The organism is Endozoicomonas sp. Mp262 (assembly GCF_025643335.1).
GTDB lineage: Bacteria > Pseudomonadota > Gammaproteobacteria > Pseudomonadales > Endozoicomonadaceae > Endonucleibacter.
Map to the genome: position 1 here is coordinate 4,890,085 of NZ_CP092489.1, position 24,190 is coordinate 4,914,274.

Below are 24,190 nucleotides of genomic sequence, written 5' to 3' on the forward strand. Positions count from 1 at the left end.
TCAGATCACGTCAGCCACTGCCAAAGCGGCAGCATCACGTTTTCTGGCATTTGCCTGCTCAACATCAGCAGCCGTTTCGATACGCAGGGCACCCGTAGGGCAAACCCTGACACAGGCAGGACCCTTCGGATTGTCGCTGCACAGATCACACTTGATGGCCTCTGCCCTGGTTTCCTTAACTGTCAGAAGACCCGTGCCTTTTGCAGTACTTTTTGTGACAATCTGCATGGCACCGTAAGGACAGGCAATGGCACAGGTCTTACAACCAATGCACTTTTCCTGCTGTACCTTGATCTGGTTATCTTCACGGTAGATTGCCTTGTTCGGACACACCTGAGCACAAGGTGCATCTTCACACTGACGACACATGACCGGAACAGTAACCTCGGCATTCCTTACCAGCTGCAACCGCGGCGTAAAACTGGCAGAATCAATAGCATTAACAGTATTTGCTGCCTGGTGCGAAACAACGCAGGCTACTTCACAGGTGCGACACCCAATACAGGACTGGGAGTCAGCAAAAATAAACGTATTCATCACCCTTTCCCTGTAGAACCCACAAGACCCAGTCTGTTCTGCTGCGATGGCAATCAATGAGCTGCAATGTCCTGCAACCCTCACCACAGACATCCGGGCCTAACAGATTCCTGTGACCACCTTTTCGGAATAAAACCTGATAAAAATCAAAGGTGGGTGATCAGAATAACCCGACAACAGCGTTGTCAGGCTTGAGTGAGTCATTTAATGCATTTAGCATGCCAATATTTTAAAAGGACGGAATAATCAGGGAAATAGACCTATTTCCCCTTGTCCCCAGCGCCCCCGCCGGGAGTACATACCGGATGCTTCTGAGTAACTTACCCTACAATTCTTAGTTCTACTGTATTGACCTTTTTAAAATCATCGTAAAAAACCCTCTTATTGGGATGAAAGTGACTCATAGATGTTCAACCGCGCGTAATCTGGGGCGCTTCCAGCTATTCCACTCCATCAAGTTTTCAAGTCATCACTTTGAATTAATAGTTGTATCCATTACTACAGCCATAGCTTCTCATGCCACCACCAAAGCTATACTCATGACCAAACTAATAACTTCTGCTCGATTTTCGTCAAAAATGACGAAAATCGTCACGCTCGTGACACACCTCAAAAATAGTAGGAAGTTATTACTCCATCTGGAGCCAGCGAACCTATCATCCAGTCCCTGAGGGAATACTTGATTTAATCTGTGACTACAAACTTAGGGGCTGTTTAACCGTATATATTGTTTCAAGTACACACAAAACAATAAAATAGTGCTATAATCGTGAGAAGTAGGCCAAATAAGACTTTTTAATCTGAAAACCAAGTTTAACCTGACAAGATACCAATAAAGCAATGATCATTGACTTCACTATCGAGAACTTTCGATCAATCAAGACTGAGCAACTACTTAGTCTATTCGCTGAAAATAAGCCTAAGCACCATGCGGGTAATATTGCTTATATTGGCAACGACAATCTAGGCATTCTTAGAACATGTACTATTTATGGCTCTAATGCAGCTGGTAAAACCAATATAATCAAGGCTTTTGAAGCATTGGTCTATCTGGTTTGTGACAGTGGTGACCTAAAAGAAGGGGATCTTATTACGGCCTACGATCCCTACTTATTATCAAACACAACCAAAGACGAACCTATTCGATTTGATATTGAGTTTTATGCTGGGGAGCAACGATATCGTTACCAAGTCACGTTTACCCAGCTAGAAATTTTATACGAAAAGCTTGAGTACTTCCCTAACACCCGTGCAGCAGTACTGTTCGAAAGAAACTCACCCAGTCAATGGAAGAGTGTAAAATTTGGAGAACACTATAAAGGTGGCACCAGGCAAGTACCCTTTTTCTCAAATAGCACCTATCTTGCTAAAGCAGGCAACAGACCAGATACTCCTAATTTAATTAGGGATGTATACGACTTCTTCAGAAAAAAAACGATGACCGTAAGCTTCAATAAGACTGTAGGTGTATTTGACTGGGATCAGGACAAGTCAATTTGTTCTATTATCAATACTTTTTTACAGAAAGCTGATCTTGGCATCAACCGATTTGAATTAGAAAAAAAGGAAGTAGGAGATCTTAGGTTTCCTGAAGGAATGCCGGAAGATATAAAAAAGAAGCTTATTCAGGAGTTTTCCAAAAATTCCTTTTTTCTTCATGAGATGGATAATGGTGAACTAGTCCGATTAGAGAATAAGCAAGAATCAAGCGGCACTCGTCGTTTATTTAAATTACTTCCATTTTTTATCAAAATTTTGCGTGATGGTGCAGTATTATTCATTGATGAAATTGAAAGTAGTTTTCACCCTCACCTAGCAGAACTTATCATCAAACTATTCAACGATCCCCTAGTTAATAAGCAATATGCGCAGCTAATTTTTACTACTCATGACTTAACGTTAATGTCCCCAAACACCATGCGCAAAGACCAAATCTATCTTGTGTCAAAAACCATACAAGAGGGAACAACGATCCAAAGCCTGGATGACTTTGAGTCTTCGTTGAAAGATCAAAGTCCATTTGCAAAGTGGTATAATGAGGGGCGATTAAGTAGTGTATAGATTGCTTTCGAATAATTTAACCATCCAGTCGGACAGTATTAGAAAATGAGATCATATACTCCTCTCCAAATGAAAAAAGCACCCGTTCAACTTCTTTTTCAAATTCCGCAAAGCTCTTGATTGACAAGAGGTTGAGCCATTCATACTTTATTTTCCTCCACAGGATTTCAATCAGGTTGAGCTCAGGTGAATATGTTGGCAGAAAGCAGACCAGCAATTTCTTTTCAATCATCCAGTCATCAATTCTGGCACAAAACTTTTTGCTGGTGTGAATGCTGGCATTATCCACCATAACTACCGTGTAACGATCATTTGAGCTGTATTTTTCATCTGCCATTTTCTCTGCAAAGTCATCAAAGGCCGCAATCACCGTATCGCTATTCACTGAACCCACAACAGGATAATGAAATAGCTCACAGCTTCGGTTCATAAACCCCAGTACGTTGATGCGTTTACTTTTGACTGATGGTATTCTGAGCTGCTTTCCTTTTTCCTGCCAACCGTATGGCACACAAGGTTCCTGGGTAAAGCCGGACTCATCAAAATAAAATAAATTGATTAACCCTTTGCTCTCGGCTTCCTGGGCATCTTTCAGAGCAGTTTTACAGTCATGGAATTGCTCTTCGTCCCGTTTATGTTTGCATGATTTACGGAGTCTTTTGTAAACCAGCCCTGCTTTTTTACAATGTTTGCCAGAGTAATTTTTGATGAAGATTTACCGGTTTCATCCTCGATCTTGGATTTGACATACGATAAGCGACGAGGCTCTTCAGCCACTAATTCTTTTATGCGTTGCACTTCGGATTCGTCATATATGCACGGCCTACCGCCACCATGCCCCTTGTACAAGGCACGAATACCATATTCTTCCCAATCATCAATCCACTGAGAAGCAGTTTGATATCTAATTTCAAGTATTTCGGCAATTTGCTCAAGGGTAAAGCCACGATTGCTCAATAAAAGGCTATGGGCTCTTTCCCTTATACATCTCAGAGGTCCGTAGTGTTTGGCGAATTTCAAAGTTAATAAAACAGCTTCATCAGTGATTGTAGTGACGTACTTCATAGGGAGAGGGATTTAAAGACCAGTACTCTCTTTATAATAGAGTAAATGTATCATTCAATAGCTATCTGATCGTTAGATCAAGAAGTAGATTTCTCGTACTGGCCGAACATCCAGTTTATTTGAAACCAAACTATGACCTACTTAGGGAGAGGGATTTAAAGACCAGTACTCTCTTTATAATAGAGTAAATGTATCATTCAATAGCTATCTGATCGTTAGATCAAGAAGTAGATTTCTCGTACTGGCCGAACATCCAGTTTATTTGAAACCAAACTATGACCTACTTAGGGGCAATTCCCAGCATTAACTACAGGGATATTTCCGAAGCCCTCAAAGGATCGTTTTAACATGCCAAAGCCTAAAAAAAAGCAGAAAAAAAGTCCCGTAAAACCAGTATTTAAAATATACTGTGAAGGGGAAAAGACCGAGCCTTATTACCTTCGAGGCTATATCAATGAGTACCACTCTGGCAGGCGCACCCTCTTTGTCATACCAAAAACCAATAAAAATACTCCAGTACAACTGGTTGATGAAGCAATAGATGAAAAACAAAAGGGCAACACAGGAGATATTTACTGGGTGGTATTTGATCGTGAATCTACAACCAAATATTCTCATAAACTGCACACAGAAGCCAGACGCAAAGCAAAGAAGAATGGAATAGAAATTGCCCTTTCTAATGTTTGCTTTGAGTTCTGGCTACTACTACATTTTGAAAAGACAACAGCTGCTTATAACAGCTATGATGACCTGATAAGAAAAAGCAATCTTAAAAAATATCTTAAAGAAAGAGGTATCGAAAACTACGATAAAGCCTTAACAATCCTTTACAATGAAGTTAGTAAAGAAAATGGCGTTCAAAATGCGATCATTAATGCAGAGCAAGTCAACAAGCAGATTTCCGAAGCTGCTCAACAGGGAGAGGAGGAGCCTCACTTCCTTAACCCTTATACAGACGTATACAAGCTGCTAAGCAGCATGAGAGAGTTCTCGAAAAGTAACTAAATCATCGTCTTCTTAGCAAACCCACCAAAACGTAAGTTCTCAATAACTGCTGGATAGCTGCAAAATTCTGATATACATCTATCCTTCCCTCATGCAACCCCCAATCAATCAAGAGCAAGTGTACTCACCTGCGAGATTACTGAATCTTGTTGCTCAGCAGCAAGGGCAGATTACTCAGCAGCAAGAGCAGATAGCGAAGCTTCAAGCGCTTGTTGAGGCACTGCAAGCGCAGATTCGTCGTCTTAAAAAACTGCCGCCAAAGCCTGATATCAGACCCAATACAAAACCAAAAGATGATGGTAAAAAGGGTGATAATGGTCCCGGTGATGACAACGAACCGCCTGATAATTCAGGGAAACGTAAGGTTGAGAAGCCTGGCGAACGAACACGAAAAAATCGCCAACAGCCTGATAAGCCAGCAACAGAAAAAATCATCACCGTAGAAGTATCTGATGTCCCGTCTGGTTCGACACCAAACGGATTTAGCTCTTTTTCTGTACAAGAGCTGACTATTCAGGCGTTCACGGTCGAGTATCATTTGGAGCAATGGCAGACGCCCGACGGACAAACCATCACAGCAAAACCTCCCGAAAGCCTGCATGGACATCACTATGGACCACAACTCCAGTCCTATTTGTTGTACCAGCATCACGGTTGCTCGGTGACTCAGCCGCAGCTGTTGGACTGGTTGTGGGATATAGGAATCTCAATGTCCGCGGGAGAACTTCATCGGCTACTCACTGAAGGTCATACTGACTTTCATGAAGAAAAAGACGCTTTGCTGGCAACAGGGTTCAAATGCTCCCGCTACATCCAGACCGATGACACCGGAGCTAGGCATAAAGGACAAAATGGCTACTGTACCATTATCAACAATGAGCTATTTGCCTGGTTTGAGAGCACAGGCAGTAAGAGTAGGGAAAACTTCCTGAGCCTCTTGCATCGCCCCTGGAAGACTTATTCCGTCACGCAGGACGCCTTGGACTATCTGGAAAAATTTGATTACCCGGAGAAGTGGCTAAGCATCATCAGGCAATACATGGGCGTTACGTTTTTAAACCGGGAAGCCTGGGAAGCAGCCCTTAACGACCATGGGCTAACGGGAAAGACCCGGCGCAAGCAAGCAGCAGAAGCGCTTATTTACAGCAGCTTAATGGCTCATGGTATGGGACACCTGACCACATTCAGTGATGGTGCTCAGCAGTTCAACGTATTCAACCATGCTCAATGCTGGGTTCATGCGGAGCGGGGATTGGCTAAAGTCCACCCGGTCAATGAGCAGCAAGCCAGTGCACAGTACTGGTGTCGTACATGGTTCTGGGCTATCTACAACGATTTAAAAGTCTTCAAGGCCAGCCCCGATAAAAGTAAAGCTCAAAACATACGTCGCGATTTCAAGGCCCTGACTAATACCCAGGTAGACTTTCCTGATTTACAGGACGCACTGTCAGGGCTGGTCGTTATAGAGAAGGAATTGCTACAGGTACTCGATGCTCCAAGCCTTCCGCTCCATAACAACCTGAGCGAAAGCCAAATACGGGAATACGTGAAACGACGAAAAATCAGCGGCGGCACAAAAAGCAAAGCGGGAAGAAAGTGCCGGGATACGTTTGCCAGCCTGAAAAAAACTTGCCGGTTGTACGGTTTATCGTTTTGGCATTATCTGAAAGATCGAATCATGGGCAGTGGCAGTTTTCCCTGGTTGCCCGACCTGATAGAACAAGCATCCAGCGACTTTTCGTGTGGGTTAACCAGCAGTTATTGAGAACTTACACCAAAACTTAACCAATCTATCGGTATTTTATTTCAATTCAAATTTCTAACTTCGTGTTATGAGCACCTCCAGTAAAGTAACTTTAAATATTCTGAAAAGGTCAAATAACAAACAATAGCTCCTATCATTAAAAACCATTATTTGACCTGTGCAGTAATTTTTAGCATATCAAGTAGGAGGTGAGCCCCCCCGCCTTGCCACCATACGTACTGGAACAGACCGATCATGGTGCTAAGCACCATACTCGGCACAACAAAAAAACCGGGTCGATATAAATATCGCCCGGTTACAAGTAATTAACGACAGTTTTCGTCAGAAGTGACGAAAGTCGACACAGCTGAATATAACTATTTCGCCTTGGCTGACGCCTCAAGCTTCGCCTTCAGATAAGGACCAGGAGGTAAACGGGTATTATCCGTATGAATCACCATCCAGTTAGCCTCTCGGGTGAGTGGCATATAGTTAGGAGCCGCTCGCGTAATTGCAGCATTAATCGCCATACCCACCAGATCCGCCAGCGGATCACCTGTTGACTGATTATCCGGTGAATAGGTCATGGTCTTATGGGCAGTCCATAACTCCTCACCTGAATGTCCATCCATTATTTTGTAGTTAAACTCCACAGTAACCGTGGTATTAATCAACAAATACTGGGCATCCCATCTGTCAATAGTGACATATAAAATGGCATCGGCATCGAACATACCACCAATTTTTGCCGGATCAGCAGCCTGAACCAGGTTGGCATCGTATAACCCCTCAGATTCCAGCACCGTTTTAACCGTATTAACCGGATAAACATAGTAGCCCCGTTCCGCAAGAGGATAACTGATAGAGCTAAGGAAATAACTCGGTGCATCAACATCCACAGAATTGTTAACCACCGGTAATATCAAAATTGATTTTACCCCGGCCACTTCCAGCGGATGAGGCCCACTAACCTTCGGTGCTGTACCGGCACAACCGGCAAGAATAAAACAGATGGCCAGTGCGAAGAGTTTCAAATGGTTCTGTGCGCTTTTTATAACTATCATCCCTATGATCTCTTTTCCAAATTGCTAATCATGGCATTCATGAAATGCCGGCTTTCTGGCCAGAGATCACTCTCTTTTCGGTAGTATGACAAGGCTTCCTTTTTTTTGCCCTGATTCAGCAGAGCCGTACCATACTCCGCATACAATCCCGGAGGCACAGCTCCGGACTGCTCAGCACGAGCTATACTCTCTTGCAAGTGAGCAATGTAAGTCTCCAGCTCTGCCGGGGTTTTATAATACTCATAGGTTGAGTCTTCGTAATCACCCCATTGATACAGGGTGTTTGTTGTCTGGCAGCCTGCCAGCATTAACAGGCAGGCAACAACGGGTATTACTTTGATGCAGTGTTTCATAGTCCGGGAACCCCAAAGACTTTGGCAGCCCCACGGGAAATATAAAACTGCTGTTCCAATAATGGCAGGCCATTACGCACCACTTTCAGCATGTGTGTACCAGGCTCAATAATCAGTGCTGATTGCTCGGCCTTGAAATCCTTGGCAAAACCAAGCTCTACCCCATCAATCAGCACTATATCTTCGGGCTGGGCATTTTCAAACATCACCAATGGCCTGTCATCAAGGACATGGGCCTTTTGGGTCACTGAACAGGCAGCCAAACCAAAAGAGAGCAGTGTTGCAAGCAATATATTCCTGATAGCCATTTTATTTTCCATCTTTTATTCAACCACTTCCAGACTACTGATAGGCAGACCGGCAATATTACCACTGACCACGTGAGCAACACTTCCTTCGGTGGTTTCAGTTTCACCAAAATTACTATCGATCTGTATCCGCGCCACTTCTTTACCGGGCAAGGTAATAGTAAATCCTGTCTGGGCGGACTTCACCTGCTTACCCAGCTGTTTTACTGTCAGCTCTTTACCAGGTCTCAACCCCTGATGATTACCACCACTGATATAAACCAGACCATCTTCAACATGCAGGATACTGGTTTTCCATGGCTGGCTGTTAAGATTGCTAATCATGCCATCAATAACATCACTGATGGCGTTGGAAATAGCCCTGTCGGTCAGGGTTCCGTCATAACCGGCCTTTGCACCAAACCCTAATACGGCACCGGCCTCCGCAGTGGCTTCCCCTGAACCAGTGGCTGAGAAGTAAGCCTGCCCTGTCTTTACATTAACCAGACGCACTTCCACTTTAGCGACGGCAGTCTGTTTTTTAGTGGAACTCAAAAAACCGGACCTTCCGGTGATATTGCGGCCAAACTCAGTGAGGGAACCCACAATTAATGTGTCAACGCCAACCAGCTCACTGTCCGTACCGCTAATTACTCTCTCTTTTTCTATACGGTCAAGATCCGGACGTTCCAGCACAACAAACTGACCAGACTCCACCAGTCGTGCAGACACCATATCCGATACCTGCTTACCCAGTGGATCGCCATGCTCATCCCTCAACAGCGAACGACCATAGGTGGTTTCATTAGTAATTCGACCTATGGCTACCTTTCTCTTCAACCCCACTACGGGTTGTTTTTTGAGCATTTCCTGCTGGGCATGTTTTTGTTCTGCACGAGCTACCGGCGCTTCCTTGACATCGATGTGCGATGATTTAAACACACAACCTGTCATTAATAATACAGCACCTATAATGGCAATTTTCTTCATAATTATCGTGTTACTCCTGCATGGTAGGCTAGCTCACGGTGTTCCTGACCGGGTATTAGCACATCATTTCAATAAGATTATTGTGAAGTACCTTGCATGGTTAGTTGAGTCGTATTTTCCCCATTGATGCAAAACAACACTTCAACACGGGGCTATCAGGCGGATAAATATCAAAGGCGGTGAGCCACATCCTTATATTCCCTGGATGTAGCTCTTTACTAAAAGAAGAAGTTAGCAGCTACACTGCCTCAAAACCACCAGCACCCCGCCAATCTGGCAGAGCCTTGTAAACTGTCTCAACAGCGGCAGTCATCATCTCGGTCATGGGGAATGAAAAAGCGACAATGGCAGGCTGAATACCCACAAAGAGCACTTCAGGAACAAATGTCTTCAGCTCATCAATGACAAAGTTCAGTGGTAGTGTGTGGGTGGACATAATAAACATATCCGCAATGGACTCAGGATCAATAATACGGATAGAACCCGCTTCCAGGCCAATCTCGGCAGCATCCACCACTAACACCCGGTCAGGGTTTAATGCCCTCACCTGATGAATACAGTTTTCCGGAGCCGTACCTGCATCAATCACAGTCCAGGAATCCACTGGTTTCGCTGCCATCATCTCCGCCAGGAGCGGACCAGCACCGTCGTCAGCCATCATGCTGTTACCAACGGCCACTACCACATTCACAGCCTGTTTTACATTGCCACAGCTGGCGTCAGTGATATCGTTCAATGATCTCTCACCATTAAATACATTGTGGGTTCACGATGGATAGCCGCCAGAATTCCAATAAATTCTGCGGTTAGCTGCTGCTCCCTTAATGACAGTTGCGATGCAGGAATGGCATCAAAGGCAGCCGCCAGCATCCGGGTATGCTCTGGAAAAATGGTGATCTCACCAAAGGTAAAAAAGCCAGCCATTTTCCTTCGGGCTTCACCATCCTCAGGTAAATGGCTTAACCATTGCTGATATTCAGTTCCACTACACTGCAGCGATACCTTAAGACAATCTACAATACCCAGGTGATGACCAATGGCCAGGCTGTAATAAAGCACCTCCCTGGCCTCTTCCGGGATATCATAGTTTTCATCCACAAACTTCCGGTGCAAGGTGTAAAACTTCACCTCATCAGAGGGCTGACGTTTTTTACCGTCGTCCCCGCAGTATTCCTTGCTATACATCACCTTTACCCATCACTCCCTGCTGCCAGATCTTCGGGAACAGCCCGGCCGCTTAATTCCGCCAGTGAGACACGATAAAGATTTTCCACGATTTCCCTGAACCGCGGATCGTTCTTGCCATCCAGCCATGTCCTGATTTTCTGATCTACATCCTCCGGAGTACACTCCGCCAGCAAACTCATAAACTCATCAGCAATCACCTGCCCCTGGCGATAACCCGCCAACCTGCGAGCCTCCCGCTCAATAATCACTTTCATTTCCAGGGGAATGCCTGTGTGCTGGAGCGTTACCCGTTCCCCAGGCTGCTCCTCATGACTTTGGGCTTTCAGTTTTTGATCCAGAATGCCCAGCGCCACCGCCAATCCATAGATGGTGGCTGCCGGTGTTGGTGGGCAGCCCGGAATATAAACGTCAACCGGTACGATTTTATCGGTTCCGCCCCAGACACAATAAAGGTCATGAAAAATACCACCGTCGCAACCGCAGGCGCCATAGGACACCACTATTTTAGGATCAGGTGCTGCTTCATAAGCCCTCAGCGCTGGCATTCTCATGGCCCGGGTCACTGCACCGGTAAACAGGAGAATATCCGCATGGCGGGGAGAGGCCACTACCTTGATACCAAAACGCTCTGCATCAAAGACCGGCGTGGTGGCGGCGAAAATCTCGATTTCACAGGCATTACAGCCACCACAGTCAACCCGGTAGACATAGGCTGAGCGCTTGATATCCTCGGCCAGGATGGACTTCATCTTGATCAGATGTTCATCCTGCTCCACCGGTACTGCCGTGGTATGGTCTTTTCCCGCCAGCTCTTTTATACCCTTCATAGCACCACTCATACTCAATATCCTTCCGCCTGGGTTGCCGTGTTCAGGTATCTGCCGTGGAATATATTGTCACTGTCCAGCATATTCTGCTTGCGACGGCACTCGGGACAGCTTTCCAACTGCTGGCGGTAAGATGCCACCTGTTCTTCCGACATACCGGACTGAACCAGCAAGTCCATGGTATAGCGAACGGCCTTCAATGGCGCAAAAGGTGCCTCACAGACCTGACAGTGCGCCAACTTGAAATGGGCATCTTCGTAAAGATCCTGCTTCTTGGTCACCGCCAGTTCAAACTCTTTGGAAAGCTTAATGGCACCAGTGGGGCAAACCTCTTCACAACGACCACAGAAAATACAGCGCGCCATGGACAGTTCCCAGCGACGGCTGCCTTCTTCTGTATCGGTTTCCATAATCAGGGCATTAGCCGGGCAAGCCCGGGTACAGGCTGCACAGGCAATACACTGCTCAGCAGAATAATCCGGTTTGCCCCGAAAATCCTCGCACACCTCAAGAGGGGCAAAAGGATACTTGACCGTGCTCTTACCCGCCCTGGCAATGGTTTTAAATAACTTGAACATGGTGAGTCTCTTACTTCAAAGGAGAGTGCTTCCGTTCGATGCCGTAACGCTCAAACTCTTTATAGGCCACAGTTTTGCTCTTGCCTTTGCGGGTATCAACAATAGTGACCCGATCAGTACAGGAGTAGCAGGGGTCCAGACTACCAATAATCAGCGGCGCATCAGACACCGTATTGCCCCGAAGCATATAACGCAATGGCGGCCAGTTAGCATAGGTGGCTGCCCGGCAACGCCAGCGGAACAATTTCTGGTTATCCCCAGTCATACTCCAGTGGACATTCTCTCCCCGTGGCGCTTCAGTAAAGCCCAGGGCAAACTTATGGGGCTGATAAGTAAAGCCTTCCACCAGCAGGTCACCGCCAGGCAGATGATCCAGACCAAACTCCACAATGTTCAGGGAGTCCAGCACTTCTTTCACCCGCACCAGCACCCGGGACTGCACATCACCGCCATCCAAAGAGTGTAGCTCCATTGGTACACTGCCGTATGCTTCCAGGGTACTACCATGAACGGTTCGGGCATCCCGCTTATGACCACTGGCCCGGATCAATGGCCCCACAGGGCTGAAATCCCTGGCGATTTTATGATCCAGAATACCCACTCCGGCAATACGCTGATCCAGATTCGGAGTAGCCAGCAGCATATCCACCAGTTCGGTGAACTCCTTGCGCACTTCACGAACCAGTTTTATGCCTTTAACCCGCTGCTCCTTGAGAATATCCCGACGTACCCCACCGATCAGGTTCAGGCCGTAGGTTTTCCGGGCACCGGTCAACAGCTCGGCCAGCACCATGGTCTTTTCCCGGAGCCGGAAGAACTGCATAAAACCGGTATCAAAGCCCACAAAATGGCTGGACAGACCGATATTCAGCAGGTGACTGTGCAGACGTTCCACTTCCAACAATACAGTCCGGATCATTTTCGCCCTTGGCGGCACCGGAATTCCCAGGGCATTTTCGATGGTATTACTATAGGCGACACTATGAGTAAAACCACAGATACCACAGACCCGGTCTGCCAGGAAGGCAATCTCATGGTAACCCATACGGGTTTCAGCCAGCTTTTCCATGCCACGATGGACATAGAACATCCGGTAATCCGCATCAACAATGGTTTCGCCTTCTACGAACAAGCGGAAGTGTCCGGGTTCATCAGAGGTAATATGCAACGGGCCTACAGGAACAACATTGTTGCTGTCATCCCCAAGCTGGTTATCAAACTGATAGGTTTCCGTATCAGTAGTGGGCGCAGGGCGCTGGCGATAATCCATGGCATCCTTTTGTAAAGGATGGAGGTTTTCCGGCCAGTCATCAGGCAACACCAAACGACGCTGATCAGGCAAGCCCACTGGGCGAAGGCCAAACATATCCCGGGCTTCCCGCTCACCCCAGACCGCAGCAGGAATAGTGGGGGTAATGGAAGGAAATTCCATGCTAACGGGATCAATCAGAATTTTAACCGTCAGCCAGCTTTTAACAATCCCTTCCATAGACATGGAATGGTATAGGGCAAAGTGTCCATTCAGGCTGCGCTCATCATTACCAAAGGAAACTGCCAGCCAGCCGCCCTGGTCATAGTAAAGCCACTGCATCACCTCAATCAGCGAAGTTTTATTGACCGTAATGGTCACCTGATTTTCAGTTTGCCACTCTTCATCAATCACCGCTCCGGGAAAGCGCTGACGAACACCGTTCACATAACCCTGGCCCACTCTTCCGTAGTTCTGGCCAGAGGCTTCAGTTTTTATATCGTACATTGCAAAAAAATCTCTTTATACTGCTCTTGGCGCTTTAATTACGGGCCTGTCCAGCCATGATTACCTCTGCCTTCTCTGTACCGGCAAGTGGTTTTTCCATTGCTCCGGAAAAAGCTCCGGAAAAAGCTTCAGGGAAAGACAGTGACAACTCATCCATCACGGATGCCTTGTCACTATCCAGCACTACCAGGGCAGCACTATCGATACCACGGGTGACAAAATCAGGTACCCGAACCCCCATCACCAGAGCCAACACCAGAGTGGCAGCGATAGGCGCTACTGTCATAAAGCCCAGCCCCCCACGCTTAACGTTTGCTGGCGCCTCTCCGAAGACACAGTCAGAAATCACTTTGACGAATCCCGCCAGTACCACCGTCAAAAGCAGCATCAAAAGGATAAACAGCACTGTATGACCAGAGCTGATACCTGCCGTCACAATCGAGAATTCACTCAGAAAAATACTGAAAGGCGGTACACCACTGAGGGCCAGCAGACCTCCAGCAAGAATTAAACCTGTTTTGGGTGCCACCTTAATCAGACCTTTCACCACGCCCATATCCCGGGAGCCATATTTCAGCAGGACATTACCGGAGGCACAAAACAGCAGCGCCTTGACAATGCTATGGTTGATCATATGGAATAACCCAGCCACGGCACCTAAGGGTCCAAGACCAATAGCCAATGTCACCAGCCCCATATTTTCCACACTACTGTAGGCAAGCTTCCGCTTGATATCTTTCTGGGTCAGGATAAAGAAAGCAGCAACGGCCACGGACATAACACCAAAGCCCAGCAGCAAATACTGTGGAAAACCGGTTCCCAGCACTTTTACGGTAATAATGTAGTAACGCAGGATCACCAGCAGGGCACAGTTCAGCAAACCCGCAGATAACAATGCAGATACCGGACTTGGCGCTTCAGAGTGCGCATCCGGCAACCAGGCATGCATGGGGAACAGGCCAGTCTTGGTACCAAAACCCACCAGGGCAAAGACAAAGGCCAGCTGCACCAGAACCGGATCAAGCAATACCGCCTGATTACGAATTTCTGTCCACAGAATGGCATGAGCCGGATCACTGATCACCGCCGCCGCATTGGAATAGGTCAGGATTGAGCCAAACAGGCCAAAGGCCACACCCACTGAACAGATCATAATGTACTTCCAGGCAGCCTCCAGAGAAGATCGCTTGCCATAAAAGCCCACCAGAAAAACAGAGCTGATGGTGGTTGCCTCAATACCTACCCACATCATAATGACGTTATTGGAGACAACCGCCAGAATCATGGTGGCCAGGAACAGATTAAACAGTCCGTAATAAGTGGCCACCTGTCGTGCTGTCAGCTCGCCTTCACGGTATTCATGACCTATATAACCAATGGAATAAATACCGGTGATCAGGGCCACCAGCCCCAGCACCCCCAGCACCAGCGCAGATAATCCGTCCAGGTAAAACCATTGGTTGGCAGCCATAACAGAGCCATCAGCCAGTGAAGAGCCACTGGAAGCCACCGAAATGGCCAGGGTCATGGTGATCAGGAAAACCAGCACTGTTCCCAGAGCGTGCACCGTGGTTGAAAAACGGTAACCTGTATTTTCAGAACGGCAACAAATAAACGACAGTAGCGATGCAATCAAGGGCACCGTAATTGCATTAAGGAGCAAAGTTGAAGATGACATTAATTAATTACCCCTTAAGCTGCATCAGCTGCCTGGCATCCAGTGTCTGCAGCTTTTTGTAGATATGACGGGCCAGAATCACCATAAAGCCAACGGCAAATACAGCATCAGTGGTCACGCCGATTTCCACCAGACCCGACGCCTTGTTAGCCAGTAGCGCCAAGGTCAGGGAAGCACCATTTTCCATAAGGCAGTAGCCAAATAACTGCTTGAGTATGTTGCGCTGGGAAACCACGCAGAGTACTCCCAGGAAAAAATGCCCCAGGGACACAGCCAGGGCAGGCTTAAGGCCGGACACCAGAGGTAATTCCACCCCTTCCACCGCTTTAAAGCTCACCAGTACAATGACAATACCCGCCAGCAGTAACCAGCCAAAATGAATTTCTGACTGGTCAGCAACGGTATCCTGCATCTTCCCAAAAGCACGGTAGAGCAACAGTGGCAATGCCACCACCTTGGTGATAAAAGCGGTTGCCGCCCATTCAAACAGCGGTTCCGCCTGGACACTGCTGGCAATGGCAATAAAGGTCAGCACCAGCACTATGGACTGCAGCGAATAAAGGCAGGCGGCAGCCTTGGGCTTGCGGACACCGATAATCACCAGCGAGGTGACAATCAGCAATCCGGCAAGGTTGTTGATTAGAAGTTCTCCAGACATTAGGGTTCCTTCAACATTCCTTCTTGTTACAAAAGACAGCTCCCGGAGCTGCCTTTTTCACCGGTGGCTATTTATGATCAAGACAGCCAGGCCGCTGCAATCACACTGGAAAACAGCGACATAATGGTCAGCACGATTAGTACGGATTTCATAGAGGCTGGCAACGGCTGGGATGAGGCGCAGGCCTCTGAGGGCTCACCCACCACTGCCTTGCCAAACCAGTAGAGAATCCAGCCAAAGCTCATTACTGATTCAATCAGGGCAATCACCAGTATCGGCATCAGCCAGCTATGCTCTGCAGACAGTGCAAAGCCAGAGGCAAACAGTGGAAACTTGCTGAAAAAACCGTTGAATGGCGGTACACCGGTAATGGCCAGGGCAGCCACACAGAAGCCCACACCCAGTAACGGTTGAGCTTTAATAATTCCCTTCAGTTGCGGCAACATACGGGTGCCACAGGTATAGCTGAGGGAACCCGCCACCAGGAAGAACAGGCTCTTGGCAAAGGCATGGTTGAAGATATAGGTAATGCCACTTTCAAAGGCCAGGCGAGAACCCAGGGCCGCCATGGACAACGCCAGAAAGATATACGCCAGCTGGGTTATGGTGGAATAGGCCAGTAACCGCTTCATATCCTTCTGGGGCAGGTACATCACAAAGCCAAACACCATGGTGATAATGGCGCTGATTACACCCACCATGCCCACTATCTCGGGAATATGACCCGCAGACCATACTGCACGGGCAAAGATATACACACCCACTTTTACCATGGAGGCGGCGTGTAAATAGGCACTGACCGGAGTCGGTGCGTTCATGGCATCAGGCAGCCAGACATGGAGTGGCCACTGGGCTGATTTACCCCAGGCCGCCAGCAGCACACCCAGCATTACGATGGTCTTGGTGCTGTCATCCAGCTGAGCCAGGGCACTGACAGCAAAAGAGCCGGTTCCGTGGAACAGAAAGCCCGCAGCAATAAACAGCCCCAGTGAGGCCAAGTGAGTGACCACCAATGCTTTTAGTGCTGCCCGGAAAGATTCCGGCTTCTGGTAATAACCAATCAACGACCAGGAGCAACCACCGGTAATTTCAAAAAACAGCAGTTGTCCCAATACCGTAGACGACAGTACCAGCCCAGCCATGGCACCGATAAACACCAGCAGAAACGCATAGTAGCGAGGCTTACCATCCTGAGGGTGCTCCCGGTTGCCATCGGTCATATAACCCAGGGAATACTGGCAGACCAGAAAGCCCAGACAGACCACAGCCACCGCAATCAGTGTGCTGACCTTATCAATGGTAAAACCAAAAAGCTCCACCTGTCCGGCAGACAGCAAGGTATAATGAACCGGTTCGGCACCATGCCTGAAAAAGCTATAGGCCAGTGCCAGTGTACCCAGCGAAGCCAGCGCCGAAACTATCTGGCCGATTCTGCGGGCCTGTCCCGGCATAAAAATAATCGATATTGCCCCAATAAACGGGAACAACAGGGTAAACAGGGCGATTGATTCCATAGTTCTTGTTTCCTCTCCTTACAGCCCGGTCAGATAGAAAACGAAACCCAGCACCGCCACACCAAAACCGGACCAGGTCAGGTGGTGGGTTTTCACGAACCGTGTCCGTGCAACACTGTTTTCAACCAGGCCTGCAATCAGGAACACCACAAACAGCTTGGCTAACATGGCAAGGGTTCCACCCAGAACCGGAACCAGACCAAAACTTGCCGCCTTGCCAAAGGGAACAAAAATGGATAGGAACAGCATGGCTACCACCAACTGTTTCAGCCCCAGAGCCAATTTCATCAGCGCCAGTCCGGAACCCGCGTATTCAGTCACCGGGCCTTCCTGTAATTCCTGTTCAGCCTCTGCGGCGTCAAAGGGCAACTTACCCATTTCAATAAACACGGCAAAGGCACAGGCCGCACCCGCCATCATGGTAGCCATGGGAGATGTCCAGGGAGCCGTGGCCATAGTGGTGCTGATCAATCCCAGGTCGGTGGTTCCGGCAATAATGGCCATAACAATAATGGCCAGCATCAGAGTCGGTTCCACCAGCACCCCAAGGGTCAATTCACGGCTGGAGCCAATGCCCGCAAACATACTGCCGGAATCCAGACCCGACAGGGAAAAGAAGAAGCGGAAAATGGCAAACAGATAGATATCGGTGATGATATCTCCGGCCACCGGAAATGGAGAGTGGTTGGTCACGGCAGGCAGCGCCATGGCCACCAGCAACATGGAAGCAACCAGCACATAGGGTGTGATCACAAAAATCACACCGGCATTGGCTGGAGCCACCTCCTGGCGTCGGAGCAGTTTGAAAATATCCCGGTAATCCTGCAACACCCCCGGCCCCTGGCGGGAGTGCATTTTAGCGCGGATCTGTCGGGAAAAGCCGGTTGCCAAAGGGGCAAGACCGAGCAATAGCAACGCCTGAATAATGGCAAGCGCCATCATCCCGGCACTGGGCATTTCAAGTCCCTGCATTATTTCACTCCCAGGTCATAAGGAACCATCAACAACAGCACCAGAATAATCACCATATAAAGGCAATAAATGCGGAAGTCACCATGCTGCAAACGGCGAATGGCTTCGCCCACTCGTTGTACCAGTCGGGCCACTGGCAAAATAATCCGGTTATCAAGAAACGGCTCAGCTTGCCGGGCTGCATGGGTAGTAAACGACAACATTCTGGACAGGGCCGGCGATGGATCCAAAACCCTGCGCATGATATAAAGAGGCGCAAACATGGTTCTGAGGGTATGGGTAAAGCCGCCAGCAGTAATGGACATCCGTTGTTCATAGGCATAACCACAGGCCCACGGATCACCTTTATGGCGACGCTGAAGCTTGGGTCCCCTGAACAGGGCCAGAAGAACAACCGGAACCAGTAACATGGCTAGCAAGGCAATGGTAATAACCGGTGCAGAGAGAATCGCCTGGGTTGAATCCGCAGGTATCAGCGCCATGCCCTGATGAACGGCTACAGGTTCTACCTGAACCAGACTGGCCGCAATACCGGAGATTACCGGGGCAATCCAGGGTGAACCCAGTCCCAGAACAATACAGAGAATAGCCAGTAACATGATGCCGAAAATCATCGGCTTTGGCACTTCAGTGGCTTTGGCAGCCTGGTCAGACCTCGGTGCACCACAGAAACAAACACCATAGACCTTAACAAAACACATGCAGGCCAGGGCACCGGTAATAGCCAGCATGATAATGGCTGCCGGCCCTGCTATTGCCTGCCCCATAAGAGCAGTCTTGCTCATACCTAACAAGGACTGGTAAATAAACCATTCACTGACAAAGCCGTTTAAGGGAGGCAATGCTGAAATGGCCATAGTTCCGATCAGGAAGGCAATGGCCGTATAAGGCATCCGTTTCGCCAGACCACCCATTTTCTCCATATCCTTGGTATGCAGCCGGTAGATAACGGAACCTGCACCCAGGAATAACAACCCTTTAAAGACCGCATGGTTGATCAGGTGGTAAAGGCCTCCCAACAGACCCAGAACTGCCATAGTGGTGTTTCCGGTTGCCATGCCAATCATGCCTACACCGACACCCATCAGGATGATGCCGATGTTCTCGACGGTGTGGTAAGCCAGTAAACGTTTAATGTCGTGTTCTGCCAGGGCATAGAGTACACCCAGAACGGAGGAAACAGCTCCCACCGCCAGCACCAGATAGCCCCACCAGAGAACCTGGGCCTGCAGGAAAACAATTCCCACTTTAATAATCCCAAATACCCCGATCTTGACCATGACCCCGGACATCAGGGCAGAGCCATGGGAAGGTGCGGCAGGGTGTGCCTTGGGCAGCCAGCCATGGAGGGCGATAATACCCGCCTTGGCCCCAAACCCGAGAAACGCCAGAATAAAGATCACAGAGGCTTCCCAGACCGGAAGGTCAAGGCCATTAAATTCAGAGAAGTTAAGGCTACCGGAAGCCCGGTATAACAGGTAAAAGGCCACCATGATCAATACTGAACCGGCATGGGCAAACATAAAATACTGCAGCCCGGCAGCCACTGATTTATCGCTCTGCTCTGCCAATACCAGGAAGTATGAGGCCAGGGACATCATCTCGAAGAAGACGATAAAGTAAAAGGCATTGTCCGAAACTACCAGGGCCACCATTGAAGCGATAAACAGGTTCATAAAGAACCCCAATGCCCAGGCACCCTTACCTTCATACTCCTTCATATAGGCAAAGGAATAGAGCGAAGCGGCAATCACCACAATGGAAATCACCAGCACCATAAAAGCGGATAGCGGGTCCAGCCGGAGGGTAAAATCAGCAAAATAAAAGGGACTATAAACTGCAGTAACCAGAGTCTGCCCCTTCAGCAAAACTGGCGCTGAAGCCAACACTCCAGAGATCCCCCCCAGAGTGCTCAGTATTCCCGCGAACCGTGATGCCTGCCGGTCTGAGCGATGACAAAGCAGGGAAATAAAAGCACCTGCCAGATACAGCAGAACCGAGGCCAGTAAGTAATTGAAAGCTATCATGGCTTAACTCTGCGCCTCCAATACAACGGAAGAGACGTCCACAGCCGCTTCTTCAGCACGGCATTTGGCTGTCTCTTTCATAGTTCCTTCTTCCACCAGGACAATAGCTTTGGTGGGGCAAACCTCCACACAGGCAGGGCCTTCCTCACGGGTCTGGCAAAGGTCACACTTGACCGCAATGCTTTTCACCCCCGGTTCCCAGGCCAGAATATCCTTACCAAACACCGCAGGGGATGAGGTGGACGGGTTGCTTGAGCGAACAGTGGAAGGAATATAAGTGTCGTATGAGTTGGCATAATCCAGTGGGCGACTGCCGTTAAAGGCTATGGCTCCAAACGGGCAGGCAATGGCACACAGGGTGCAGCCGACACAAACAGTCTCATTTAGCTGAACCTGACCCTCTTCCCGGGTGATGGCATTGACCGGGCAGACCCTGGCACAGGGTGCATCTTCACAGTGGCGACAGGCAACCGGGGCAGTAGCATTTTCAGCCCTCATCACCCTGAGTCTGGGCTGGCTTTGCAAACCAACCGCCTTATGGGTCGTTGAACATGCGGACATGCACGTACTACACCCAATGCATCGCTGTGAATCCGCAATAATAAAGCGGTTCATAGTACTCCTATAACAGCATTGCAGTTCAAATCATTTCCAGTTTTGCAAAAATCACGCCATCTTTATATATTCTGCCAATAAAAAGCATAACATATTGTTTTATATGTATTTTTTTAATGACGAAAAGAAAAAACTATTGGCTAACAGGAGCTAATATCAAGGTCTCATGCCACAAGTGACGAATATTCTGACAAATCTGACGACCAATGACTAAGGCCGTAAAATGTCATTAAGGAAGTAACAGGTCAGATGCCTACAATTTTTTATCACAAGCCTTCAGCGAAAATAGCCATTAGCGAAAGGCGAAGTTATAAATGAAACGACAATTCACAGTATGCATAAAACAAAAAATCAGCTTTAGTTTAAATTCATCTAGAAATCCAGATAACAACTCCCTGTCCAACAAATTTATGATGAGACCGAGTTTGATAAAAAATGATCATCTGTGGAAAACAAGAAAAATACTCAGTGGCAAGTAAAAAAGTATAAGACTATTATTTGCATGGCCTATTAGTCAACTAAGTAACAAACAATATTCTAGCTCGGATATTTAAGCACAACTGGAGTTCGATTTTGAATCATCACCTAAAACTGCACCCGTTTTTTTGTCTTTCAGTATATTGTCTATTACACATACTATTAACAACAGCGAATGCAGCTATATCAGAAATTACTGTTTCAACAAAGCCTTCTGGTGAAATTATAGTACTAGCACCAAGAGTTTACAGAGCAATGGATGAGCCTGATACCCCCCCCTGCTGCACAGATAATGAAGATGAATTTGAAATAAGAGTTTCTCTAGATCAAAAAAGAAATATACTCGATAATCAAAGAGATGCCCTCAACTACCTTATAAAACACACTGAACTATGCCAGTGGAATAAAAGTACAAGTAAGGATGTTTTTTTAGTGATGTCTTGTGAGACTCCGAGTTTCCCTGATCTATATCTTCAATTGGTTGCCGCAAGTATGTGTGGTTTTTTAAAATCATCACAAAAAAATGAAACAGGACATCAATGGTTACAAACCCTTGAACCTGAAAATGAAATCATAAAATTAGAAGACACATTAGCCATGAATCAATTGATCTCCCAGGGAGAAATTAACAGCACTAACAATCCTTCACAAAGATTAATTGAGAGGAACCATGACGTATATTTAGAATCCCTGGATACTCATGATAACTCACCAGTTCAACTATTACTTAAACAAAAAACCCCCACTTTATATACCCATGAAAATAATTATATTTTTTGCTCAGAATGTGAGCTAACGTATCCATTTAGCAACCAAAGCCAGAGTAAACCTAATAAAAAAGAAAAATTAACCATATATTTAACCTCTTCTTCACCTTTAAAAGTAACTGTTCAAGTTAGTCGTCCACCAATAACACCTCCACCCGCTATGATGAGAATTAATCCACTCCCATGGGTAGAAATAAAGCAGCAAAAAAATCAGGATAAAAATAACAATGTATTTATACCTCTGAATGGTCTTAATCCAGTTTCTACGCCTACAGTGTTCCTGATCATGCTCCCCCAAAAAATGTTTTTCCCTAAAAAACCAGCAGTCAAAGAGATACTCCCTTATCAGGGGAGCACTAACCCCTTAATTCAGCCAAAGGAAAAAGAAGAATCCTGCCTAAAAAGAGTAAAAAGACTCAAATCATTACCTCAAACAGAAAGTGTAACCAGACGCAATAGTCGTGAAAGAGTCAGAGTTGAAAAGATAAACGAACAATTTCAAATACTAAAACAACACGTTCCCAGGAATGGAAAATCAGAAATAAGATCAAAAAAAGATATATTAAATTCAGCAATAGGATACATAAAAGAACTAAAAGATATGCTCAAACAAGATGAAGGCTAAAGGGTCAGATGTGCGATTTTAATCAAATAGTAATCACTCGCTGGCAGAGGTGTTCCAAAAGTACATGATTATGGCTGATCACCAAGACAGCCATTTCTTGCTGCTGCGCATATTGTCTCAATGCACACCAGAGGTTTGCCTGATTAATGGCATCAAGGCTGGCGGTGAGTTCATCCGCAATTATATAGTCAGGTTGAACCGCCAGGGCACGAACCAAAGCCAGCCGGGCCAGCTGTCCGCCAGATAGCTGATGAGGGTAACGGGACAACCACTCCGGGTTAATACCAAACTGTGCCAGCAGCGATTCTGGAACTTCAGCCCCCTCATTAATAATCCGACTCATTTTCCATAAAGGATTCATAGCGGTTTCAGGATGCTGGAATAGATACTGAACAACAGAAGGCTGGTTCCCTACCGATGATATAACAGGCCTGTCATGAAGCGTTACAACACCTTCCACAGGGCTTTCAAAACCACTTAAAAAACCACCCAGTGTCGTTTTTCCAGAACCACTTCTGCCCTGAATACCCAGCCATTGTCCTTTTTCAACAGCAAAACTCAAGCCACGAAAAAGCCATTGCCCAGACTGATAAAAGTGCCCAATATTTTCTGCCTTCAACATGCCCGTATTATTTTCACCCCAGATTTAATCCATTCTCGGGCAAAGCCTGCCACAAAGCACGAGTATATGGATTTCGCTTGCTATCAATAGGATCACAGCCCCCCACAGAAAACTGATCAACGCATCGCCCCTGGTACAACACCGACACCCGATCAGCCACTTTCAAGGTAGCGGGCAGGTCATGACTAATCAGCAACACACCACAACCTTCATCAGCCAGCTGTCGCATCATGGCCAGGGATAGATTAACGGAATCCGGGTCCAGGCCATTGGTGGGTTCATCAGCAATCAGAAACCGGGGAGAGGCAACGGTGGCAGCTGCCAGTAATACCCTGCGAATCATGCCGCCAGATAGTTGATGGGGGTATTTTTTCCAGGCAGATTCCGGTAGCTGAAATCGCTTCAAGGCAGAGGCGGCCGTTTCCTTCACTTTATGCCCGGTCATTCCTGTCCGTTTTGCCGACCGTTGAACCTGGTTAATAATGGTTTTAAGGGGATCAAGCCACTCCACCGATTGAGGGATCAAGGAAAGACAGCGACCAGCAACACGGGTGAACGCTTTTCCCTCCAGAACCTGCCCATTCAATGCAATCTGGCCACTGGCTCGGGCATCAGCTGGCAGAATTCCCATTAACCCAAGGGCAATCAGACTTTTTCCGCCACCGGATTCACCAATCAGGGCATGAATTTCTCCTGGCTGTATCTGAAGGTCGAGACTATTCAGCACATAGTGGCCGGTCTTTGGAAAAAATACAGAAAACTGTTTAAGTACCAACATGG

The 24,190-nt window shown here is 47.3% G+C and carries 23 protein-coding genes and 1 pseudogene; 4 read left to right on the plus strand and 20 right to left on the minus strand.

All coding sequences use genetic code 11. The features are described from left to right. Nucleotides 1-537 carry a 4Fe-4S dicluster domain-containing protein gene (locus tag MJ595_RS21830; protein WP_263080245.1) on the minus strand — a complete coding sequence of 179 codons (537 nt, stop codon included), beginning with the start codon at nt 535-537 and terminating at the stop codon, nt 1-3. Between the two features lie 840 nt (nt 538-1,377). Here MJ595_RS21830 and MJ595_RS21835 point away from each other — a divergent pair. Then, nucleotides 1,378-2,598 (plus strand): ATP-binding protein, encoded by a 1,221-nt coding sequence (locus tag MJ595_RS21835; RefSeq protein WP_263080247.1) that lies wholly within the window; start codon nt 1,378-1,380, stop codon nt 2,596-2,598. Nucleotides 2,599-2,614: 16 nt separating this feature from the next. Here MJ595_RS21835 and MJ595_RS21840 read toward each other — a convergent pair whose 3' ends face one another. Together MJ595_RS21840 and MJ595_RS21845 are read right to left on the minus strand one after the other, a co-directional pair. Further along, complete coding sequence (locus MJ595_RS21840; RefSeq protein WP_263322427.1) at nt 2,615-3,268, minus strand: IS630 family transposase; 654 nt, start codon at nt 3,266-3,268, stop codon at nt 2,615-2,617. Then, the gene (locus tag MJ595_RS21845; RefSeq protein ID WP_263078037.1) at nt 3,190-3,663 is read right to left on the minus strand and encodes a helix-turn-helix domain-containing protein; all 474 of its coding nucleotides are present in this window, start codon (nt 3,661-3,663) and stop codon (nt 3,190-3,192) included. The genes MJ595_RS21840 and MJ595_RS21845 overlap by 79 nt, the downstream gene beginning before the upstream one ends. Nucleotides 3,664-4,011: 348 nt before the next feature. Between MJ595_RS21845 and MJ595_RS21850 the strand changes: the two genes are divergently transcribed. Beyond that, complete coding sequence (locus tag MJ595_RS21850; RefSeq protein ID WP_263080248.1) at nt 4,012-4,668, plus strand: RloB family protein; 657 nt, start codon at nt 4,012-4,014, stop codon at nt 4,666-4,668. A 91-nt stretch (nt 4,669-4,759) separates the two neighbouring features. Then, nucleotides 4,760-6,433 carry a transposase gene (locus MJ595_RS21855; protein ID WP_263078486.1) on the plus strand — a complete coding sequence of 558 codons (1,674 nt, stop codon included), beginning with the start codon at nt 4,760-4,762 and terminating at the stop codon, nt 6,431-6,433. A 356-nt stretch (nt 6,434-6,789) separates the two neighbouring features. Here MJ595_RS21855 and MJ595_RS21860 read toward each other — a convergent pair whose 3' ends face one another. The 15 genes and pseudogenes from MJ595_RS21860 to MJ595_RS21930 all read right to left on the minus strand — a co-directional run. Then, nucleotides 6,790-7,476, minus strand: coding sequence for a DUF799 domain-containing protein (locus MJ595_RS21860; protein ID WP_263080250.1), 687 nt, complete (start codon nt 7,474-7,476; stop codon nt 6,790-6,792). A 2-nt stretch (nt 7,477-7,478) separates the two neighbouring features. Beyond that, the gene (locus MJ595_RS21865; protein WP_263080251.1) at nt 7,479-7,829 is read right to left on the minus strand and encodes a DUF4810 domain-containing protein; all 351 of its coding nucleotides are present in this window, start codon (nt 7,827-7,829) and stop codon (nt 7,479-7,481) included. Further along, a complete protein-coding gene (locus MJ595_RS21870) occupies nt 7,826-8,137 on the minus strand; it encodes a hypothetical protein (RefSeq protein WP_263080254.1) in 312 nt (103 codons plus the stop codon). Before MJ595_RS21870 ends, MJ595_RS21865 begins: the two co-directional genes overlap by 4 nt. Nucleotides 8,138-8,152: 15 nt before the next feature. Next, nucleotides 8,153-9,106 carry a CsgG/HfaB family protein gene (locus tag MJ595_RS21875; RefSeq protein WP_263080255.1) on the minus strand — a complete coding sequence of 318 codons (954 nt, stop codon included), beginning with the start codon at nt 9,104-9,106 and terminating at the stop codon, nt 8,153-8,155. A 238-nt stretch (nt 9,107-9,344) separates the two neighbouring features. Then, nucleotides 9,345-9,842 carry a hydrogenase maturation peptidase HycI gene (hycI, locus tag MJ595_RS21880; protein ID WP_263080256.1) on the minus strand — a complete coding sequence of 166 codons (498 nt, stop codon included), beginning with the start codon at nt 9,840-9,842 and terminating at the stop codon, nt 9,345-9,347. Further along, complete coding sequence (locus MJ595_RS21885; protein WP_263322562.1) at nt 9,839-10,291, minus strand: formate hydrogenlyase maturation HycH family protein; 453 nt, start codon at nt 10,289-10,291, stop codon at nt 9,839-9,841. Before MJ595_RS21885 ends, hycI begins: the two co-directional genes overlap by 4 nt. 5 nt (nt 10,292-10,296) lie before the next feature. Continuing rightward, nucleotides 10,297-11,121 (minus strand): NADH-quinone oxidoreductase subunit B family protein, encoded by an 825-nt coding sequence (locus MJ595_RS21890; protein ID WP_263322563.1) that lies wholly within the window; start codon nt 11,119-11,121, stop codon nt 10,297-10,299. Nucleotides 11,122-11,135: 14 nt separating this feature from the next. After that, nucleotides 11,136-11,699, minus strand: a complete 564-nt coding sequence (gene hyfH, locus MJ595_RS21895) for a hydrogenase 4 subunit H (protein ID WP_263080257.1) — start codon at nt 11,697-11,699, stop codon at nt 11,136-11,138. 10 nt (nt 11,700-11,709) lie between these two features. Next, a complete protein-coding gene (locus MJ595_RS21900; RefSeq protein WP_263080258.1) occupies nt 11,710-13,455 on the minus strand; it encodes a hydrogenase large subunit in 1,746 nt (581 codons plus the stop codon). 34 nt (nt 13,456-13,489) lie between these two features. Continuing rightward, nucleotides 13,490-15,133, minus strand: a complete 1,644-nt coding sequence (locus MJ595_RS21905; RefSeq protein ID WP_263080259.1) for a hydrogenase 4 subunit F — start codon at nt 15,131-15,133, stop codon at nt 13,490-13,492. A gap of 7 nt (nt 15,134-15,140) precedes the next feature. After that, nucleotides 15,141-15,791 (minus strand): hydrogenase 4 membrane subunit, encoded by a 651-nt coding sequence (gene hyfE, locus MJ595_RS21910; RefSeq protein WP_263080260.1) that lies wholly within the window; start codon nt 15,789-15,791, stop codon nt 15,141-15,143. 77 nt (nt 15,792-15,868) lie between these two features. Next, the gene (locus MJ595_RS21915) at nt 15,869-17,305 is read right to left on the minus strand and encodes a hydrogenase 4 subunit D (protein ID WP_263080261.1); all 1,437 of its coding nucleotides are present in this window, start codon (nt 17,303-17,305) and stop codon (nt 15,869-15,871) included. A gap of 18 nt (nt 17,306-17,323) precedes the next feature. Then, complete coding sequence (locus MJ595_RS21920; protein WP_263080262.1) at nt 17,324-18,277, minus strand: respiratory chain complex I subunit 1 family protein; 954 nt, start codon at nt 18,275-18,277, stop codon at nt 17,324-17,326. Then, entirely contained in the window at nt 18,277-20,304 is a 2,028-nt protein-coding gene (hyfB, locus tag MJ595_RS21925) for a hydrogenase 4 subunit B (RefSeq protein WP_263080263.1), read from the minus strand. Before hyfB ends, MJ595_RS21920 begins: the two co-directional genes overlap by 1 nt. 90 nt (nt 20,305-20,394) lie before the next feature. Then, nucleotides 20,395-20,919: pseudogene (locus MJ595_RS21930) on the minus strand (4Fe-4S dicluster domain-containing protein); the annotation flags it as partial. Nucleotides 20,920-21,492: 573 nt separating this feature from the next. Here MJ595_RS21930 and MJ595_RS21935 point away from each other — a divergent pair. Then, nucleotides 21,493-22,788, plus strand: a complete 1,296-nt coding sequence (locus MJ595_RS21935; RefSeq protein ID WP_263080264.1) for a basic helix-loop-helix domain-containing protein — start codon at nt 21,493-21,495, stop codon at nt 22,786-22,788. 22 nt (nt 22,789-22,810) lie between these two features. Here MJ595_RS21935 and MJ595_RS21940 read toward each other — a convergent pair whose 3' ends face one another. Beyond that, the gene (locus MJ595_RS21940; protein WP_263080267.1) at nt 22,811-23,410 is read right to left on the minus strand and encodes an ATP-binding cassette domain-containing protein; all 600 of its coding nucleotides are present in this window, start codon (nt 23,408-23,410) and stop codon (nt 22,811-22,813) included. A gap of 13 nt (nt 23,411-23,423) precedes the next feature. After that, nucleotides 23,424-24,188 (minus strand): ATP-binding cassette domain-containing protein, encoded by a 765-nt coding sequence (locus tag MJ595_RS21945; RefSeq protein WP_263080268.1) that lies wholly within the window; start codon nt 24,186-24,188, stop codon nt 23,424-23,426. Nucleotides 24,189-24,190 lie beyond the last annotated feature (2 nt).

What these genes read in the sequence shown, in the direction of transcription:
- MJ595_RS21900 (WP_263080258.1), bottom strand. Translation starts at nt 13,455, where the DNA reads ATGTACGATATAAAAACTGAAGCCTCTGGCCAGAACTACGGAAGAGTG.
- MJ595_RS21855 (WP_263078486.1), top strand. Translation starts at nt 4,760, where the DNA reads ATGCAACCCCCAATCAATCAAGAGCAAGTGTACTCACCTGCGAGATTA.
- MJ595_RS21945 (WP_263080268.1), bottom strand. Translation starts at nt 24,188, where the DNA reads ATGTTGGTACTTAAACAGTTTTCTGTATTTTTTCCAAAGACCGGCCAC.
- hyfE (WP_263080260.1), bottom strand. Translation starts at nt 15,791, where the DNA reads ATGTCTGGAGAACTTCTAATCAACAACCTTGCCGGATTGCTGATTGTC.
- MJ595_RS21915 (WP_263080261.1), bottom strand. Translation starts at nt 17,305, where the DNA reads ATGGAATCAATCGCCCTGTTTACCCTGTTGTTCCCGTTTATTGGGGCA.
- MJ595_RS21885 (WP_263322562.1), bottom strand. Translation starts at nt 10,291, where the DNA reads ATGTATAGCAAGGAATACTGCGGGGACGACGGTAAAAAACGTCAGCCC.
- MJ595_RS21905 (WP_263080259.1), bottom strand. Translation starts at nt 15,133, where the DNA reads ATGTCATCTTCAACTTTGCTCCTTAATGCAATTACGGTGCCCTTGATT.
- MJ595_RS21875 (WP_263080255.1), bottom strand. Translation starts at nt 9,106, where the DNA reads ATGAAGAAAATTGCCATTATAGGTGCTGTATTATTAATGACAGGTTGT.
- MJ595_RS21940 (WP_263080267.1), bottom strand. Translation starts at nt 23,410, where the DNA reads ATGTTGAAGGCAGAAAATATTGGGCACTTTTATCAGTCTGGGCAATGG.
- MJ595_RS21830 (WP_263080245.1), bottom strand. Translation starts at nt 537, where the DNA reads ATGAATACGTTTATTTTTGCTGACTCCCAGTCCTGTATTGGGTGTCGC.
- hyfB (WP_263080263.1), bottom strand. Translation starts at nt 20,304, where the DNA reads ATGATAGCTTTCAATTACTTACTGGCCTCGGTTCTGCTGTATCTGGCA.
- MJ595_RS21845 (WP_263078037.1), bottom strand. Translation starts at nt 3,663, where the DNA reads ATGAAGTACGTCACTACAATCACTGATGAAGCTGTTTTATTAACTTTG.
- MJ595_RS21870 (WP_263080254.1), bottom strand. Translation starts at nt 8,137, where the DNA reads ATGGCTATCAGGAATATATTGCTTGCAACACTGCTCTCTTTTGGTTTG.
- MJ595_RS21920 (WP_263080262.1), bottom strand. Translation starts at nt 18,277, where the DNA reads ATGCAGGGACTTGAAATGCCCAGTGCCGGGATGATGGCGCTTGCCATT.
- MJ595_RS21850 (WP_263080248.1), top strand. Translation starts at nt 4,012, where the DNA reads ATGCCAAAGCCTAAAAAAAAGCAGAAAAAAAGTCCCGTAAAACCAGTA.
- MJ595_RS21860 (WP_263080250.1), bottom strand. Translation starts at nt 7,476, where the DNA reads ATGATAGTTATAAAAAGCGCACAGAACCATTTGAAACTCTTCGCACTG.
- MJ595_RS21835 (WP_263080247.1), top strand. Translation starts at nt 1,378, where the DNA reads ATGATCATTGACTTCACTATCGAGAACTTTCGATCAATCAAGACTGAG.
- hyfH (WP_263080257.1), bottom strand. Translation starts at nt 11,699, where the DNA reads ATGTTCAAGTTATTTAAAACCATTGCCAGGGCGGGTAAGAGCACGGTC.
- MJ595_RS21890 (WP_263322563.1), bottom strand. Translation starts at nt 11,121, where the DNA reads ATGAAGGGTATAAAAGAGCTGGCGGGAAAAGACCATACCACGGCAGTA.
- MJ595_RS21865 (WP_263080251.1), bottom strand. Translation starts at nt 7,829, where the DNA reads ATGAAACACTGCATCAAAGTAATACCCGTTGTTGCCTGCCTGTTAATG.